Origin of the sequence: Natrialba chahannaoensis JCM 10990, from assembly GCF_000337135.1 — an archaeon.
Lineage (GTDB): Archaea > Halobacteriota > Halobacteria > Halobacteriales > Natrialbaceae > Natrialba > Natrialba chahannaoensis.
This window is the reverse complement of sequence record NZ_AOIN01000021.1, coordinates 52,464-68,348: the sequence shown is the minus strand read 5'-3', so window position 1 is coordinate 68,348 and position 15,885 is coordinate 52,464. Positions and strand designations below refer to the sequence as shown.

General features: G+C 56.7%; 12 protein-coding genes and 2 pseudogenes. 5 read left to right on the top strand and 9 right to left on the bottom strand.

All coding sequences use genetic code 11. The features are described from left to right. Positions 1-250: 250 nt before the first annotated feature. Positions 251-466, bottom strand: coding sequence for an SMI1/KNR4 family protein (locus tag C482_RS02685; protein ID WP_006165871.1), 216 nt, complete (start codon positions 464-466; stop codon positions 251-253). Next, a pseudogene (locus tag C482_RS20200) lies at positions 463-570 on the bottom strand (transposase); the annotation flags it as partial. The gene C482_RS02685 and the pseudogene C482_RS20200, both read right to left, overlap by 4 nt. Before the next feature lie 486 nt (positions 571-1,056). Between C482_RS20200 and C482_RS22185 the strand changes: the two are divergent. Continuing rightward, positions 1,057-1,250, top strand: a pseudogene (locus C482_RS22185) (IS5/IS1182 family transposase); the annotation flags it as partial. Between the two features lie 89 nt (positions 1,251-1,339). Here the strand turns inward: C482_RS22185 and C482_RS02680 are convergent. Continuing rightward, positions 1,340-2,890: an ABC1 kinase family protein gene (locus C482_RS02680; RefSeq protein ID WP_049896414.1), complete on the bottom strand. Its 1,551-nt coding sequence runs from the start codon at positions 2,888-2,890 to the stop codon at positions 1,340-1,342. A 263-nt stretch (positions 2,891-3,153) separates the two neighbouring features. On the opposite strand from C482_RS02680, the gene C482_RS02675 reads away from it, so the two are divergent. Further along, positions 3,154-3,999, top strand: coding sequence for a universal stress protein (locus tag C482_RS02675; protein ID WP_006165868.1), 846 nt, complete (start codon positions 3,154-3,156; stop codon positions 3,997-3,999). 89 nt (positions 4,000-4,088) lie between these two features. Here C482_RS02675 and C482_RS02670 read toward each other — a convergent pair whose 3' ends face one another. The 3 genes from C482_RS02670 to C482_RS02660 all read right to left on the bottom strand — a co-directional run bounded on the left by C482_RS02670 (position 4,089) and on the right by C482_RS02660 (position 6,575). Further along, positions 4,089-4,580, bottom strand: coding sequence for an adenine nucleotide alpha hydrolase family protein (locus C482_RS02670; RefSeq protein WP_006165863.1), 492 nt, complete (start codon positions 4,578-4,580; stop codon positions 4,089-4,091). A 505-nt stretch (positions 4,581-5,085) separates the two neighbouring features. After that, positions 5,086-5,334 (bottom strand): hypothetical protein, encoded by a 249-nt coding sequence (locus tag C482_RS02665; RefSeq protein ID WP_006165861.1) that lies wholly within the window; start codon positions 5,332-5,334, stop codon positions 5,086-5,088. Between the two features lie 626 nt (positions 5,335-5,960). Next, positions 5,961-6,575 (bottom strand): DUF389 domain-containing protein, encoded by a 615-nt coding sequence (locus C482_RS02660; RefSeq protein WP_394295527.1) that lies wholly within the window; start codon positions 6,573-6,575, stop codon positions 5,961-5,963. Positions 6,576-6,690: 115 nt separating this feature from the next. Here C482_RS02660 and C482_RS02655 point away from each other — a divergent pair, with 115 nt between their 5' ends. After that, entirely contained in the window at positions 6,691-7,134 is a 444-nt protein-coding gene (locus tag C482_RS02655; protein WP_006165858.1) for a universal stress protein, read from the top strand. Between the two features lie 177 nt (positions 7,135-7,311). Here C482_RS02655 and C482_RS02650 read toward each other — a convergent pair whose 3' ends face one another. Continuing rightward, the gene (locus tag C482_RS02650) at positions 7,312-8,529 is read right to left on the bottom strand and encodes a CBS domain-containing protein (protein WP_006165857.1); all 1,218 of its coding nucleotides are present in this window, start codon (positions 8,527-8,529) and stop codon (positions 7,312-7,314) included. A gap of 696 nt (positions 8,530-9,225) precedes the next feature. Here C482_RS02650 and fer point away from each other — a divergent pair. Both fer and C482_RS02640 read left to right on the top strand, forming a co-directional pair. Continuing rightward, complete coding sequence (gene fer, locus C482_RS22595) at positions 9,226-10,452, top strand: ferredoxin Fer (protein WP_006165855.1); 1,227 nt, start codon at positions 9,226-9,228, stop codon at positions 10,450-10,452. A gap of 74 nt (positions 10,453-10,526) precedes the next feature. Then, a complete protein-coding gene (locus C482_RS02640; protein ID WP_006165854.1) occupies positions 10,527-11,177 on the top strand; it encodes a cytochrome b family protein in 651 nt (216 codons plus the stop codon). A 114-nt stretch (positions 11,178-11,291) separates the two neighbouring features. Here the strand turns inward: C482_RS02640 and C482_RS02635 are convergent, their stop codons facing one another. Together C482_RS02635 and C482_RS02630 are read right to left on the bottom strand one after the other, a co-directional pair. Further along, entirely contained in the window at positions 11,292-14,102 is a 2,811-nt protein-coding gene (locus C482_RS02635; protein WP_049896413.1) for a cation-translocating P-type ATPase, read from the bottom strand. Between the two features lie 369 nt (positions 14,103-14,471). Next, positions 14,472-15,359 carry a universal stress protein gene (locus tag C482_RS02630; protein WP_006165850.1) on the bottom strand — a complete coding sequence of 296 codons (888 nt, stop codon included), beginning with the start codon at positions 15,357-15,359 and terminating at the stop codon, positions 14,472-14,474. Between the last annotated feature and the right edge of the window lie 526 nt (positions 15,360-15,885).

Sequence of the window (15,885 nt, the reverse complement as noted above, 5' to 3'; positions counted from 1 at the left end):
CAAGCCATCTGGAGCGTGTTCAACGTACGGGAGTCGCCGCCGTTTTCCATGACCAGAATCGAAGTCGTCGGATCCGATAGTACCAACTGCAACTAGTTACACACTGATCGCACGTTCGCGGTTCTCGCTCAGTTCACTCGCTCCGACCCGCGCTGCCGCCGTGCGNCCAACTGCAACTAGTTACACACTGATCGCACGTTCGCGGTTCTCGCTCAGTTCACTCGCTCCGACCCGCGCTGCCGCCGTGCGATCAGGTGTGCAGTGACTTGCAGTGGCTACTATAGTGGCCGAACTCAAAGTCGCGTTCGTTCTCCCGTTGGTTCTCCCACTCCCTGACGACGTCCGTCAATTGAAGCAATCGCCAGCCACCGAACAGTCCGAACGTCCCGGGTTCCTGTCCATCGTGGACCTGATAGGATTCTCGAACCGATATCGGAAAGTCGAATCCAATCGTTGTTTCTACCACTCGTCCAGTTCGTACTGCGTCTTCAACTCACGGAATAGCAACTCCACCTCCCACCGACACCGATAGATCGTCCCTAGATCTGACGGCAGGAACTCTTCTCTCGGATTATAAGCACGCAAAGAATGTGCTAATCGGCAGGACCCGCCAATCGACAGGGTGGAAAAGTAGTTGCTTGCGTATGATCACGAGCTGAATCACCATACAGCAGCGCGTTCCATCTTGCTTTATTTCACGCGCTTAGTTTTCCACGGGGATCGATCGGTGACTGCTGAATCGGGTGTCTCTATAACAAGTGCAACTTATTCCCGCAGTGACGCCCTTGAACGCCCCGAAATCCCATAGTTTGATTCACTCGGATTCGCTGGTTGATGTCTTCCAGTTTGTAAATCGGTCGTGAGTGTTGCCGTCGATCAATCGATCGGTGACAACCTGAAGCGTTCGGCAGAACAAGTTGTCTGTTCCCCACTCGAGTAGTGCCGGGTCCGCAAGGCCCAAACGTAGCCTGCCCATTCGAGATTCCGTCGGTCGACTCAACGGTCCCGGCCAATTCAGACAGACCCGACTTAGGTGTCGACAGACTCGTTAAGTAGGCCGCCCGCCGCGGCCCGATTGACTTGGCCTACTGCACCAATTCGACCGATATGAGAACGAAACCCGCGACCAAAATGCGTCGAAATGCGACAGTCCGACAGCTGAGTACTACCACGGCTACGGCCGCACAATTGTCCCGACCGGACAAACGATTCCAATTATAGCTGAATTTTACCGAGAGCAAACAACACCAGTTGTGATAGTGAAACAGAGACGCGGACAGGAGATCAGTCACCGTCAATCAGAATTTCGGATAGCTGGTTTATCATCACTGCTGATCTGTTACCCACGTACATACATCAGCAGAAACACGATAGAGACTACAAACGCGATGGCTGCGTCCAGAGTACTTTGAAAGGATAATAGCGCCGCTGCGAGGACGAAGGCACTCGAGAGGACGGCGTAGCCGAGCCCTGAGTCGATAGTGGTCGGCTCGACAGACTCCGTTCTGACGACGAGTTCGCCGCGCTCGAGTTGGCCGAACACGGTATTGACTTGGGCTGGCAGTCCTGCCACGATTGGCGCTGACTGACGGACGTCGTCTCGGATGTCCTCGAACAGCGCCTCAAGTTCGCTTTCGATGAAGCCGTGGTCGATAAGAAAAGACTGCGTCGTTGCCAAAAAATCGAACTTCGGATCAAGGCTCCGACAGACGCCTTCGCCGACGGTGCCGACCCTGACAAGCAACATTACGTTTGGCGGGATTCGGAACGGAAAATCATGAAGCATCGTGAACAGTTCGGTGATGATCGCGCGCCAAGTGATCTCCGACTGCCCTTCGAGGGTTTCGATCACCAGGTCGAGGGCGCGACGGACGGCTACACGGTCGACCGTCGCGTCGAGGACCTCAAGCGCAATGAGAGCATCTACCAGTCCATCAACGTCTCGCCTGACGAGGGTGCGGTAGAGCGCAGCAATGTCGGCCTGCTCCTGTGAGGTGAGGCGCTGACTCATCCCGTAATCGTAAATGACGAGCTGTCCCGTGTCCGTTACTGCGAGATTGCCAGGGTGTGGATCGGCGTGGAACACCCCGTCGACAAGTCCCATCCGTAGATACGTGCGTGTAATCAGCGTCGCCATCTCGGTTTCACCGACGCCTGCACGTTCAAGCGCGTTCGAATCCGTGATCTTCGTTCCCTCGACGTACTCCATCGCGACGATTCGCGCTGAACATAGTGCTGGATACGTCTCCGGGATGACGACTCGATCGTCGGCGGCAAAGTTCGTGCCAATCTCATCCATCACCGCTGCTTCGCGCTCGAAATCCAGTTCGTCGCGGATGATCTCCTCGAAATCGTTCGCGGCGTTCTCGAGTGAATATCGTTGACGGTCGTCCGCGAAGAACGTAATGAGCGGGATCAGTCGGCGGATAACACGGAGATCCCGTTCAATCATCGCTGCGAGGTCCGGGCGACGGACCTTCAGCGCAATTTGCTCTCCGCCGTACTCAGCGGTATAGACGTACGCGAGCGAACCGCCGGCAATCGGCGTTACCGTCTCCAGATCAAGGGTATCGCCCAGTTCTGCTTCGACGACAGTGAACGGATCACCGCCAGTTTCTTCTGGGACCTCGTCTTGTAAACTCGAGAGGGATTCAACGTAGGTCGGAGGAACAATGTCGGGCCGCGTCGAGAGGACCTGTCCGACTTTGATAAAGGCTGGACCGAGGTCGAGCATTGTCTGTGTGAGTCGGTCGGCCCGCATACGGTGGACGGATTCCGGGACAGATCGTGAAGGACCAAATAGCAGGAATCGTCGGCGGTCCCTAAGGAGAGCGATCGCGATCGGAAGAAACCGAGCGAGAACCTGGAGATATCGATAGTAGAACCTCATCGGCGGCGAACACCGGCGCATGTGGTCCGATGACGACTCATAACAACTTGTTACTCGAGATTCTACTAATAGTTGACTGGTTTTCTCGCTGTGGGCGTCACTCCGGTTTCCATTATAGCATCCAATTCACCGCAGTCGGCGGACAGATTTGTATCAAACCTACCATGTGAATGTGTATGTCGATGTCCTTACGGCTAGATGTGCGTCTAGTTCCTCACTGACCAGTGTGTGGGTTCTTATCAGTCATAGTCGTACTCGTTCCTATGTACGGTACGATTCTCGTCCCCATTGACGGTAGTTCCACTTCGACCAACGCGTTCGAATGTTCCGTGTCGATTGCACGAGCAACTGGTGCGACGATCAAGGTGATGTTCGTCGTCGAGCCAGTCGAGTACGAGCTCGCAGATGAAGATAGCACGGTCCGATCGGCGGCCAGACGCCGCGGTCGAGAGATACTCTCATCGGTCGCCGAGTCCGGTGCTGCTGCCGATCTTACCATCGAACGGGATATCTGCAAGGGTGTTCCGTATCAGGAAATCGTCGCGTTTGCCGAGAGTGAAGCTGATCTGATCGTCCTGGGAACTCACGGTTTGACAGCGGAGACGGGTCCGGGGAGTACGATCCAGCGTGTGCTCAGTACGGTGGAGACACCGGTGCTTGCCGTGCCACCGGATACATCTCTCCCCGACGACGGACCGCGTTGTATTCTGCTCGCAACGGACGGCAGTGAGAGCGCGTCTCAGACGACCAATCACGCACTCGAACTCGCAGCGAACGTCGGAAGTACGGTCGATGTTCTCCACGTTATTGACGAGACGAATCCTGCACTCACAGACCCGTCTCAACCGATGAACGAACTGGCTAGGCAAGGCGGACACGACCTCGTTGAACGACTCCAGACTGCTGCCAGTGAGAGGCAACTCCCTGTCACGACTGTTGTCACACGCGGTGTTCCGGGGATGGAAATTACGTCACGTGCAAACACCGTGGGTGCAGACCTGATTGCGATGGGGGTTCGTGGACGCGCCACACCATCAGAGCAACTGCTCGGCGGGACGACGGTCCGGGTGCTGCGACAGGCCGAACAGCCGGTCCTGCTGAGTCGGTAACCGTCCACCGCCCCTATGCAGTTAACCCAGTTGCTGAGCGCGAATTCGAACGGATAACAGCACTCGGAATCGGGTTTGTGGGACGGTTGTCACACACCGTCCTCGCCGTAGAAGGTTGCGTGTGCCTCGATGGAATCGATGGACGGTGGTGTAGGTTGCCGGACGATAAACACGTCGTAGGAGTGGTCTGCGGCAACGTGAGCGCCAACACTCGTCAAGGGAGTTACGATACGACCGACGTTGTCGCTACCGAGAAAGACCACGCTCGGCTCGTGTTCAAGGATAAGTCGCTCGATGTGGCCAGCCAGTCTGGATTCAGGCGGAAACTCTCGGATGTATTTGTATTCGAACGACGCTTCTGGTGCGAGAGTTTTGACTCGGTCGCGTAATTGATCTGCAATGACATCAACAGCAACCGTCTCGTTCTCTCCGATCCAGCCTTTCTCGCGTGCGTACCGGTTCCGTTCCGGAATAACGGTCACCACCACAATGTCTTGGTTGAGCAAGGCACCGTACTCAGTTGCCCTGACAAGGGCTGCTTCTGCCAGTTCTGAGCTGTCAAAGGGGACGACAAACACCATATCGTCTGTTCCGACGCCCTGTTCAATAACTTCGAGGGGCGACCGAACAACAGGACGACACCACTCCCTGACCATCACGCACTACTTCCCAATTAAAAATGTATTTTTAGATGTACTTAAATCAGTACTTGTGTGCGCTTCAGTCCTGAACACGTGAGGTTACAGTCGTATGACTGTAAATAATTGTGATAGTATTAAGATGGCTTGAACCGGAGGGGGGATATTGGGTTAGACGAACAAACACACTGGAACAATTGGATAAAAGCTGTAGTTGACAATTGAAGTTCTCACCGGTACTCGAGATGAAATATTGACAACGCCACCAGTTCGACACCTATCCAAACAACGGGGTCTATAGTAGCCACTGCAAGTCAATACATACCTGATCGAACGACTGCTATGTGATCAGGTGTGAATGGTTCCAGTTGGTACTATAGGCGATAGCATCGAATTACAGTAGGGACACCAGTACCCCCGGTCTATTCACGCAGCAAACCCGTCCCACTTAACACACTGTAGTGAGTGCAAAGACAATCAGCACAGCGTGCCAAACAATGGCCATCGCTGCAACTCGAGGGTCGGTTGCTGGAAGCGGCGGATGTCGGAACATGGCATCGTAGAGAAACAGCGTCGCTACAACTGATCCAAGCAATAGGCCAGTCTGGAAGGTAAGTGCCGTGACCACGCTCAAGAAGACCCCACCGAGTACGCTTCCGGCGATACCGATGAGAATCTTGTCGTAGTACTCAAGCATAGTTGCCGTCTTCTTTGAAGCTACGAGCTCGATCGATAGGAATCCTCTGGTGGTTCTCGCCAGTCAAGAACTTGATCAGCGGAGTCGGTGACACATCAAGTGCTGCAGCTATCCGGTTAGTATCAACCCCAGACAACATGGTTGCGTTTGTTTGCAAGTTCCACACCAACACGTCATCGAACCGGTGTCGCCAACTGACGGCGTTCTACTCGAATCCACTCTGACTTGCCGCTCACGCCACTGACGGGAACTGTCGACACCCTAAGGATTAGCCGTTGGCCTACAGTCCTCGAAAGCGCCACAGAACGGATCGGGTGGCACACATCAGTACCGTAACCGCTGTTAGACACTGCAAATCGACAGTCACTACTCCGAATGGACCGTCTGAAAGAACACGTCTTCGTCGGTTGACCCCGCTCTTCGCCGACAGTGTACTGGAGTTCGACGACGTCTGACTCTTGGGTCTCTGCTGCGACGCGCTCGACTGACAGGATGGGATACTCGTCGTCCAGAACGACTTCGACCGACTCTGCTTCGAGCTCATCGTATTGGGCGTCCTCAAGCACCTCCGTCACTACCTCGTCGGTCGTCGAGTGAGTTCCGTCGTCTGGAACTCAAGTAGAGTACTACCAATCAGCGGGGCGGTGAGAGCGGTTAGTGCGAGCCCGAAGACTGCCATGTAGGTGGCTATACTTCGAACAGCCTCCGCCCCTGTTTCTGGGACCGGTATTCAGCAACCCAGAGTGTGACCAGTGCGGTGAGGTTAATCGAAAGGAGGTGATGACCACGAGAACGAACGCTCCAAGCGCCGCGCCGTACATTCCCCAGACAGTCGTGATTCCGACGGCAGCCGCAGGCGGGATCAGCGCCGCCGCAATCATCACGCCCATAAACGCGTCAGCTTTGGTCCGCAGTACCTGTCTCGACGTTCGTTCGCCACGCACCCCACCACAACTGTACTGCTCACGGAGTTCGTCGAATTCCTGGGAAACGACCGTTTGTGCGTCGATCACCACCACGCGGACATCGTCGAGTCCGACATCGGGCAGCCGATCCAGTACCGGTTCAACCGCTGGCGTGGGGAGCGAGAACCGCACGACCGCCGCGTCCTCGATCACGCTAGCGGTTGCTTCGTCGGCGATGACGTACTCGATTCCCTCGTCGCCGAGGGCGGCGAGAACGGCCTGTCGACAATCTCTGGGGACAGTTATCTCGAGGTACCGTATCGCAGAAACGGTCAACGGATGAACAGATAGTTCCCTCGGGCCGACGGCAACGACCACCCAACCGTTTGAGCGAACCGTCGGGCACTGACTGGGGCCATCGTTTAACTCTGTTCGAGTCGACGGTACTATCATGCACTGTCTCGTCGCAATCGACGGCTCCGACGCCTCGAAGAACGCGCTCGCCCACGCGATCGACGTCGCCGAGGCGATGGACGGCTCGGTTACAGCCGTGCACTCCGTCGATCCATCAGTCTTCGAGGAGGGTGGCACCGAACCGATCAGCGGTCTTGGGGACGCCGACAACCGGCTGGTGATCGAACGCCTCGACGACGCCGAAGCGCGTGGTCTGGACGTACTCGAGAAGGCCGAACGCGTCGCCGAGGAACACGGGGCAAGCGTCGAGACCGAACTGCTGTACGGTAATCCGGTGGGGACGATCACGGACTACGCCGAGGAGTTTGATGCGCTCTTCGTTGGCCACCGTGGCCGCTCCGAGCGAACGGATTTGATGATCGGCAGCGTCGCAAAGTCGATCGTCGAACGGGCGACGGTTCCCGTCACGGTCGTCAGATGAGGTGCGGTCATCAGGCGAAGGAACGCCCATCCCACGCTGTTCGCGTTCGCGTCGGTGCCGGCATGCTTGTACTTCTCCGGTGCGCTGGTGTGCTGACGCGTTGGTACACTAGTTGCGCCGGCCGACTCCCCGATCAACGCTGGTAACACCGGCCGACCGTTCGACCGACCTACCACCTTACTCTTCGAGCAGCCAGCCGAAACGTTTCTCCCAGAACTCCTCACCCGGCGGTTTCTTGCTCCGGCCATAGGTCTTCTCGTCACGGATCTGGCGCTCCAGTACCTCCCGTACCTCGTTTAGCGCATGTTTAGCGCCGTAACCCTCCCCAGACGCGATGAACAGTCCACTGTCGGTGTAGAGACGAACACGAGCGAGCAGCAGTGATCGACCGCGTCGCGTTTCGTTGTGCTCCTGTAGGTGAACCTTCGCGTCGAGAACGTTCATCCCGTGATCTCGGTCGTCGAACTTCTCGATCATCGTGACGATGTCGTCGTAGGAGAGGTCGTCGATCAGGCTAGCGCCGTACAGTTGGACCCCACGGTTGCCGCCGGCTTCCCAGGTGAGCGAGTCCAGCACATCAGTTTTCGTCACGATGCCGTGGGGCGAACCGTCGTCGGTCACAACGAGCGACGAGGCATCAATTTCGAACATCTCCTCGACGGCCACCTCAAGCGTTTCGGACGGCGACACGGTTCGAACCGGTGTCGTCATCACGTCTCGGATAGGGAGGTCGAGCATGCGCTCACGTTCTCCCTCTCGCGCACCGAACCCACCGCGGCGAGCGCGGGCCGTACTCGAGGAGATCTCGCCGCCGAACGGGTCCACACCGCCGGCGTCCCCGCCCTGACTCTGGACCTCGGCCCGGACCGTCAGATCCGTGACATCGTAGAGGCTTAAGATACCGACTGTCGTTCCGTCTTCGACAACCGGTAGGTGTGTGATGTGGTGTTCTCGGAACGTGTTCACTGCCTCGCCGAGCCGAGAGTCTGGGGAGAGTGTACGCAGGTCGGTCGAAGCTGCCTCACTGACCGTTGCCGCATCGAGGTACGGTTGTACCGCTTCGAGGATGTCGTTGACAGTGACGACACCGTGTAACTCTTCGCTCTTGAAGACCGGCAGCAGCTGGGAGTCGCTGTCGATTATCAACTGTGCGACCTTCCGAACGTCCTCGTCGGGAGTCAGTCGAGGAACATGCCAGACCAGCGAGCCGAGTTTTTCGTTCGGCTGGCGGTGTGACGTTGCAAGTTGTCTGCGGGTGACGACTCCTTCGAACTCGTCGCCACGGACGACGACGCCACTGACGTCTGAATCCGCGAACGTTCCGACAAGTTTCGAGACGGTGGTATCCGCGGGGAACTCAATGTAGTCTTCCGAAACGATGTCTTCGATATTCATGGTGTTTGGAGCTGGGGGTACTCGTCAGGCAGTACGATCAGGGTCGGTCCCACCTGCGAGTTCGTTGAACAATACCAAATAGGCGGTGGGCATTCTCATTCACATGCACTACACACCACTGAGATAAGCACGGTGAGATGCGAATCACTGGTCGACGGCTATAGTAACAACTGCAACTAGTTACACACTGATCGCNGCACTACACACCACTGAGATAAGCACGGTGAGATGCGAATCACTGGTCGACGGCTATAGTAACAACTGCAACTAGTTACACACTGATCGCGCAGCAGTCGTGCAATCAGGTGTGCAGTGACTTGCAGTGGCTACTATAGTCTCTGTCTCAGTGGTGACGTGACGCGTCTATTTCAGGGTCGAACTCGAGTGCCTGTTCGTGAGCCGACGGGCCGGTATCGCGTCAGTAGGATGCCACCTGTTTCCATCGCTGTCCAGCAACTGTGTTCCCATACAGGGCAGACATCGAAGAGGGTAGACCGAGGTCTCATCCGTGACGTCGACGTCGTGGTTCTAGGGGTCCAGCTGTGGCCGCACAGGCAACACTACCAGTTGCCGTTCACGTCTCCCGATATTATAGAGAAGCGTACACGCCATAGACAGGGAGGCATTCGCTGCCTACTGATCAAGAAGAAGAAGAGACTGTAGTTATTTTCACTTGAGTGTGGTAGGACTGCCGCAATGTATGATACGATTCTCGTACCGACTGACGGAAGTACGGTCGCAACAGACGCTGGAAGGTACGCAGTCGGAATTGCAAAGCAGTTCGACGCGACGCTACACATCCTCTCGGTTCTCGAACAGGGACTCGTCGACGACGATAAAAGCGAGAGTGAACTGGCGGTCAACGAACTGTGCCACCGAGCGGAAGATCACGGTCTTGAAGTGACAACCGAGGTTCGTGAGCAGGGCGATGGCGTTCACGAAGAGATTCTCGTATCGGCTGACGAACACGGCGCAGACTTAATCGTGATGGGGACGACTGGGCGGAGTGGACTCGGTCGATTCCTGCTCGGCAGCGTCGCCAAACAGACTCTTCAGGAGTCGTCAGTTCCGGTCGCGACAGTCCACGAAGAGACGACGGCCAAGCGTGGATTTGAGCGCATCCTGGTTCCCACCGATGGAAGCTATAGTGCAGCGACTGCTCTCGAACACGCTGTCGACCTCGCGGTCGAAACGGGTGCACGATTGCACATCGTCCACGTGAACGCTGAATCACCGATCGAGGGAACCGAAACGATCGACCTCTCGAATGAGGTCGAGGTTGGCCTTGATCCTGTTGACGATGCGCTTGAGTTCCTTCACGAGTCGCAACTGGACGTCGTTGACGTATCGATTCCGAGTGGGCGGGTGGATCAGGAAATCCTCGCAACTGCCGCAACGTTCGATGTTGACTGTATCGTAATGGGAACGCACGGTGAGACCGGACTGCGGCGCTATCTCCTCGGGAGTACGACGGAACGCATCGTCCGGTTTGCAAGTGTCCCGGTGATCGGCATCAGCGCACCCCGAGACGAGACGGTATCCGTTGAATACCTCGATTATCAGGTTATCGACGACCGTGGCTGGTCGCTTGAGGATGACGCCCTCCTTGAACGTGCTGCAGACGCTGACCTCGATGAGGCGGTACACGGCACCTTGGAGGTGTCGCGCGACGAGTACGTCCTCGACGCGGCCGAAGCGGCCGGCCACAGTTGGCCGTTTCATTGCCGGGCTGGTGGTTGTGTGAACTGTACAGCCGTGTTGCTTGAGGGGGAACTCGAGATGGATATTCAGCGCAGTCTCTCGGACGAGGAGGTAGAAGAGAAGGGATTCCGATTGACCTGTGTGGCCACGCCAGCGAGCGACTCGATCAAACTGGTCTATGGGGTGAAACATCTCGACGAGTTTCGGGAACGGGTTATATAGGGCCTGTCAGTAGGCATAGTTTTATTGAAGCGATCGGTGTCTGAATCATCACACCCGGGTGACACGAATACACAATGACGGTAGATACCAATAACGAACTCACGCACCATTTGGGCGTAGCGATCGGAAGCATCGTCGTCGCGGTCCTGCTGTGGGTCGTCGGATACGGCGGGCAGCGAGTCGTCGCCGCCGTCCCCTTCTTCATACTGTTTTTCGTGATGATCATCGGCCCGCTGGTGCGTATCCGGCCGTCGATCAGACGTCAGTTTTCGGGGAATTTTCCCGTGAACTGGCGGTCAGAACTGGGTATTTGGTTCGCCATCTGGTCGGTCGTCCACGTCGTGTTCGTCTTCTGGGCGCGCGATTGGAACGTGGTCGGGTATCTCGTCGATATGAGTCCGTGGGCGTTCGGTGCCATGGTTGCCGTCCTCATCGCGATCGTGCTGGCGTTTACCTCCAACAACTGGGCCTACGACTATCTCGGTGCAAAAGCGTGGAAGTGGCACCAGAGCCATGGGACGTATGTCATCTTCTGGCTCGTGGCCGTCCACGGCTACGATCGGGCGTATCTCCGGCCGTACGAAGAGATGGGATTTCCCTCGGACGACCCGCTCCACCTGATTTACCTCGCGATGATCGTCCTGGTGGTTGTCCTCCACGTCGTCGCGTTCACGGCTGTCGTCTCCGAATATCGGAAGACTGGCGAGTATCCACCCGATCTGTGAGTACCGTTGCACGGGAATGGGTAGACGAAACTGTTCTTGCATGCCTTCTCGGGTCTGAGCACCCCTGTACATCCTTGGGCACTGTATGCGACATTCTCCCCGCGCCAGATCCGCTCAATACCGCTCGAAGTACTGGTCCTGGACCTTCACAAAGAGAGACATCAAGAGCGCAAAGACGACCGCGGCGACGCCGATCTGGAGCCAGTGAACGAGTGCAAGCGGTTCGACATCGAACAGGAGCTGGCCGGTCGACGTGTAGAGGACGAGTAACTGGAGTGTTACGGCGACAGCGACCGCAATCACGAGCCAGCGGTTCGTGAAGAGTCCGAGCCCGTACCGGTAGCGGATCGCCTGAATGCGGACGATCTCGAAGACGACGAATCCGGTGAACACCACCGTCTGTGCGAGTTCCCGGCTCGGTTCGTAGCCAGGATTCCAGCCAGCGACTGCCTCCAGTACGTCATATCCAGGCACGAGTTCACCGTAGAAGTTCAGGGTAAAGAGTGGGAGAAGACAGATCGTCATGAAGACGGCGATACCGACGATCGACGTGACGATCCGATCCGTGATGACGCCCTCGTCCGGCGGCCTCGGATCTCTGTCCATGATGTCTTTTGCGGGCGGATCGACGCCCATCGAGAGGGCTGGAATGCCGTCGGTAACGATGTTGATGAACAGGATCTGGATCGGCGTAATGACGAGTCCGAATCCCAACATCGAACCGGTAAAGATCATCGTGACCTCGCCGCCATTTCCCGACAGCAGGTAGTTGACGAACTTTCGGACGTTGTCGAAGATACGTCGGCCACCCTTGACTGCATCCCGAATGGTAGCAAAGTTATCATCGAGCAGGACGATATCGGAGGCCTGTTCGGTGACGTCGGTCCCACGAATCCCCATCGAGACGCCGACATCGGCGTTTTTTACGGCCGGTGCGTCGTTGACACCGTCGCCAGTCATCGCTACCGTGTGTCCCTCCGCCTGCAGCGTCTGTAAGATTCGAGTCTTGTGGTCCGGCGACGTTCGCGCGAATATGTCGACATCCTCGACGACTTCCGCGAGTCGATCGTCAGACATCTCCTCGAGTTCGAGTCCTGAAATCACTGTCACCGACCGGAGCCCAATCTCATCGCCGACCGAACGAGCAGTGACAGCGTTATCACCGGTGATCATCACGATATTGATTCCGGCGTTGAGACATCCGGAGAGCGCGTTGGTCACCTCCGGTCGTGGCGGGTCGAGCATTCCTTGGAGGCCGAGAAAGACCATGTCATGCTCTACTGTCTCGTCCGGACGTGTCGCCTGCTCAGTCGGTACGTCGGGCCGATAGGCAAACCCCATCACACGAAGAGCGTCCTCGGCAAAGTCCTCGTTCTGAGCCTCAATCGCTTCGCGGCGTTCATCCGTGAGTTCGACGAAGCTGCCGTCGATGAGTTCTCGGTCACAGCGCTTGAGGACGGTCTCGGGTGCCCCCTTCATGTAGGCGACGGGGTCACCGTCGGGCGTCTCGTGGACGGTAGTCATGCGTTTCCGTGCGGATGTGAACTCGATTTCGCCAAGGCGGGGGTACGCTTCAAAGAGTTCCTCGTGGTCGAAGCCAGCCTTCTGGGCAGCGACGAACAGTGCGATTTCGGTAGGATCACCGAGGTACGTTCGTTCCTCTTGCTCAGTGTCAGCGACCCCTGTCTCGTCACCATCTGTGTCGCGCTCTCGAGTACCTCTGTCAACGTTGTTGCAAAGCATTCCGCAGCGGAGTATCTCGGCAACTTGGGCTTCGCCTGTAGCCTCGCCATCCTGTAGAAATTCTCCCTCGGTATCGTAGCCCGAACCGGTCACCTCGTACACCTCGCGGTTGGCAGCGATCCGTTGAACGGTCATTTCCTCTTCGGTGAGTGTCCCGGTCTTGTCGGTGCAGATAACATCAACTGAACCTAGCGCTTCGACAATCGGCAACCGGCGGACGAGCGCGTTCTGCTCGGCCATCCGGCGGGCCCCGAGTGCGAGCGAAAGCGTGACGACCGCTGGCAGTCCTTCAGGAACCGCGGAGACGGCGATACCGACAGCCGTCAGGAACACCTGCAGCGGCTCTGTCTCACCAACGATGAGCTCTGCAACTGCGATGATCGCGACCGCGCCGACAACGACGCCGGCAATGATCTTCCCCAGGCGATCCATTTCGGTCTGAAACGGCGTTTCCCGATCTTCAGCCTCCTCGAGTGCCGTCGCTATCTGTCCGATTTCGGACTCAGGACCGGTCTCAACGACGACCGCCGTTCCCGAGCCTCGCTCAACTACCGTGTCCTTGTAGATGGTGTTCTTTCGCTCGGCCAGCGATGTTCCCTCATCGACTTGGTTGGTTTCCTTTGAGACGCCGACACTTTCCCCAGTCAGCGCCGCCTCGTCGACGCGAAGATTTGACTCTTCGAGGAGACGAGCGTCGGCCGGCACGATATCACCCGATTCGACGAATATTACGTCACCAGGGACGAGTTTCGTGGCATCAAGTTCCCGTTTTTCGCCGTCTCGCCTGACGATCGCGTAGGTCGTCGACATCTCTTTCAGCGCCTGCACGCTCTGTTCGGCTCGGTAATCCTGGACGAACCCGAACAGTGTGATGAAGATCACGATTCCCGTGATGACTGCCGCGTCGATCGTGTGTCCAACCCCAGCCATCACAATTGCGGCGACGATCAGCACCCAGATCAGCGCCGACGAGTACTGTTCAACGAGAATCCGTAACAGCGATGTTCCCGCTTCGGCTTCGACCTTGTTCGGGCCGTAGCGCTCAAGTCGCTCACGGGCTTGTGCAGCCGCCAGTCCTTCTTCGGACGTCTCCAGCTCCGCATAGATGTCTGTGAGTGGCCGCGAGTGCCAGTCGCTGCCAGCGCTAAGTTCGATTCGGTCGTCGTATTCTGACTGTGACATCGATCCGTTGTTGTCGGTACTCACTCCGCTCTCGTCTTCAGCCTCGATCCCTCACGAGATATACCGGTGACCGTCGCACCGCGGATCGCCCGTCGCAGCGAGTCTGTCCACTAAACGTCGATTTGAATCACCCCCGTTGTGAGTTCGGTCGTCGATTTCTTCAGCAGAACACAGGTCGTCACTGCTGGAATGTAAGTCCGATATGTACACTGGCATCTCGAAAGCAGACACTCTGAGGAGTGCAGATAGTAGCGTCAAGGAGAGATAGCCCCATTCAGTGCTATCGACACCAGCAAACCGAATGGTCATGCGGCGACTCCTACGACGATTTGCCATTTAATACACCCCCCAGATTTGTTCGGTTACTGATCACGTTGTCCTCGACCGGGGATCACCCTGAACAAGCGTCACTGTCCGCGGGGATCGGCGAGCGACACGTTCCGCAACCGAACCGAGAAGTCGTGCCCTGAGCGAGCGACCGTGAGCCCCCATCACGATCTGATCACACGCGTTCACTTCTGCGTACTCGAGTATCGACTGTGCTGGCAACCCGTCTGCGGTTTCTGTCTCGATCGATGATCCCAGTTCGTCTGAGAGCGTGGTTGCAGATTCGAATAGTTCCTCGGCTTGCTCCTCGCGGTCGGTCACGACTGCTTCGAGATATGTTCCCTCGACTTCCGACCGAGGACGATCGAACGGGAATGACAGGGCGTGGAAGACAGTGTGGGTTGCGTCCGGAAACGTCTCGAGTGCGTATGCGAGCGCGGCATCGGCTTGTGCTGAGCCGTCCACTGGGATGAGAACGTCTCCGGGAAGATCTCGGTTACGAATGGCTGTCGTCGATTCGGGGACAATTGTGGTCGAAACGGGTGTCCGCCGGATGACTGCTTCACTCACGCGACCGAGAAACGGCTTCGTAATTGGTGACTCGCCGTGACTACCAAGGACAATGTGATCGACATCACCAGTTGCGAGGGACAGAATCTCTGTATGTGGCTGTCCAGTTCTGAGTATCGTTTCTATGTCACGATCGCAATCAGAAACGCGTCTCGCCGCACGTTCGAGAACCTGCTCTCCGCGTTCCTTGGTGTGCTCATGTAACGTTGTTTGGGAACCGACCGCTGCCTCATGATCGTATGTGGGGTCGACGACGTACAACACAGTCAGTGACGCATCAGGAAACGACGTGAGGCAATACTCCAGTCCGGCGTGGGCGTGATCCGATCCGTCGATCGGAACGAGGACGTGTTGTGGCATGGATGAACGTGGTTGATCGGGGAAGAAGTCTTCGGAGTCTTTCCAGATGAGCTTCAACGGCAATACCGATAAAGTCATTCCGACAGTACAATAGGTTGAACTAGTACTCAGAACAACTACTGTGTATCCTATCTGCGATCGAGTGAACCACCCTTACCGACTCACTCGCGGTTATCGCTGCTCGTTCCGTAAGGAGGGGAGCTTCCGTCTTCGGCGACGCGACTTGCAGATTGGGAAAGCGTATCCGCAGCGGTTGCATCCCCCACAGAAGTTCAAAAACCGTGAGGAACCCCCACATTCCACAGAACTTCAAAACTCTGAATGTGTTTCTTCGAGGGAACACAATCCTAATTTCTCCAGCCTAGATGATTTGGCGTTCAATACTATACTCCAACCCCTATCCAGACCGGGTGTATCAACAATCTAGACGAATATTTTACGATTGTGGCAAACAGAATTCATGTCCATAAAGTCGCGAAAAAACCCAACTAACCACACGTTGGTAAACAACCACAGGTCGGGTGAC

Coding starts and splice junctions, on each gene's coding strand:
- C482_RS02650 (WP_006165857.1), bottom strand. CDS start 8,529: ATGAATATCGAAGACATCGTTTCGGAAGACTACATTGAGTTCCCCGCG.
- C482_RS02640 (WP_006165854.1), top strand. CDS start 10,527: ATGACGGTAGATACCAATAACGAACTCACGCACCATTTGGGCGTAGCG.
- C482_RS02670 (WP_006165863.1), bottom strand. CDS start 4,580: ATGGTGTTTGTCGTCCCCTTTGACAGCTCAGAACTGGCAGAAGCAGCC.
- C482_RS02630 (WP_006165850.1), bottom strand. CDS start 15,359: ATGCCACAACACGTCCTCGTTCCGATCGACGGATCGGATCACGCCCAC.
- C482_RS02675 (WP_006165868.1), top strand. CDS start 3,154: ATGTACGGTACGATTCTCGTCCCCATTGACGGTAGTTCCACTTCGACC.
- fer (WP_006165855.1), top strand. CDS start 9,226: ATGTATGATACGATTCTCGTACCGACTGACGGAAGTACGGTCGCAACA.
- C482_RS02635 (WP_049896413.1), bottom strand. CDS start 14,102: ATGTCACAGTCAGAATACGACGACCGAATCGAACTTAGCGCTGGCAGC.
- C482_RS02680 (WP_049896414.1), bottom strand. CDS start 2,890: ATGAGGTTCTACTATCGATATCTCCAGGTTCTCGCTCGGTTTCTTCCG.
- C482_RS02655 (WP_006165858.1), top strand. CDS start 6,691: ATGCACTGTCTCGTCGCAATCGACGGCTCCGACGCCTCGAAGAACGCG.
- C482_RS02665 (WP_006165861.1), bottom strand. CDS start 5,334: ATGCTTGAGTACTACGACAAGATTCTCATCGGTATCGCCGGAAGCGTA.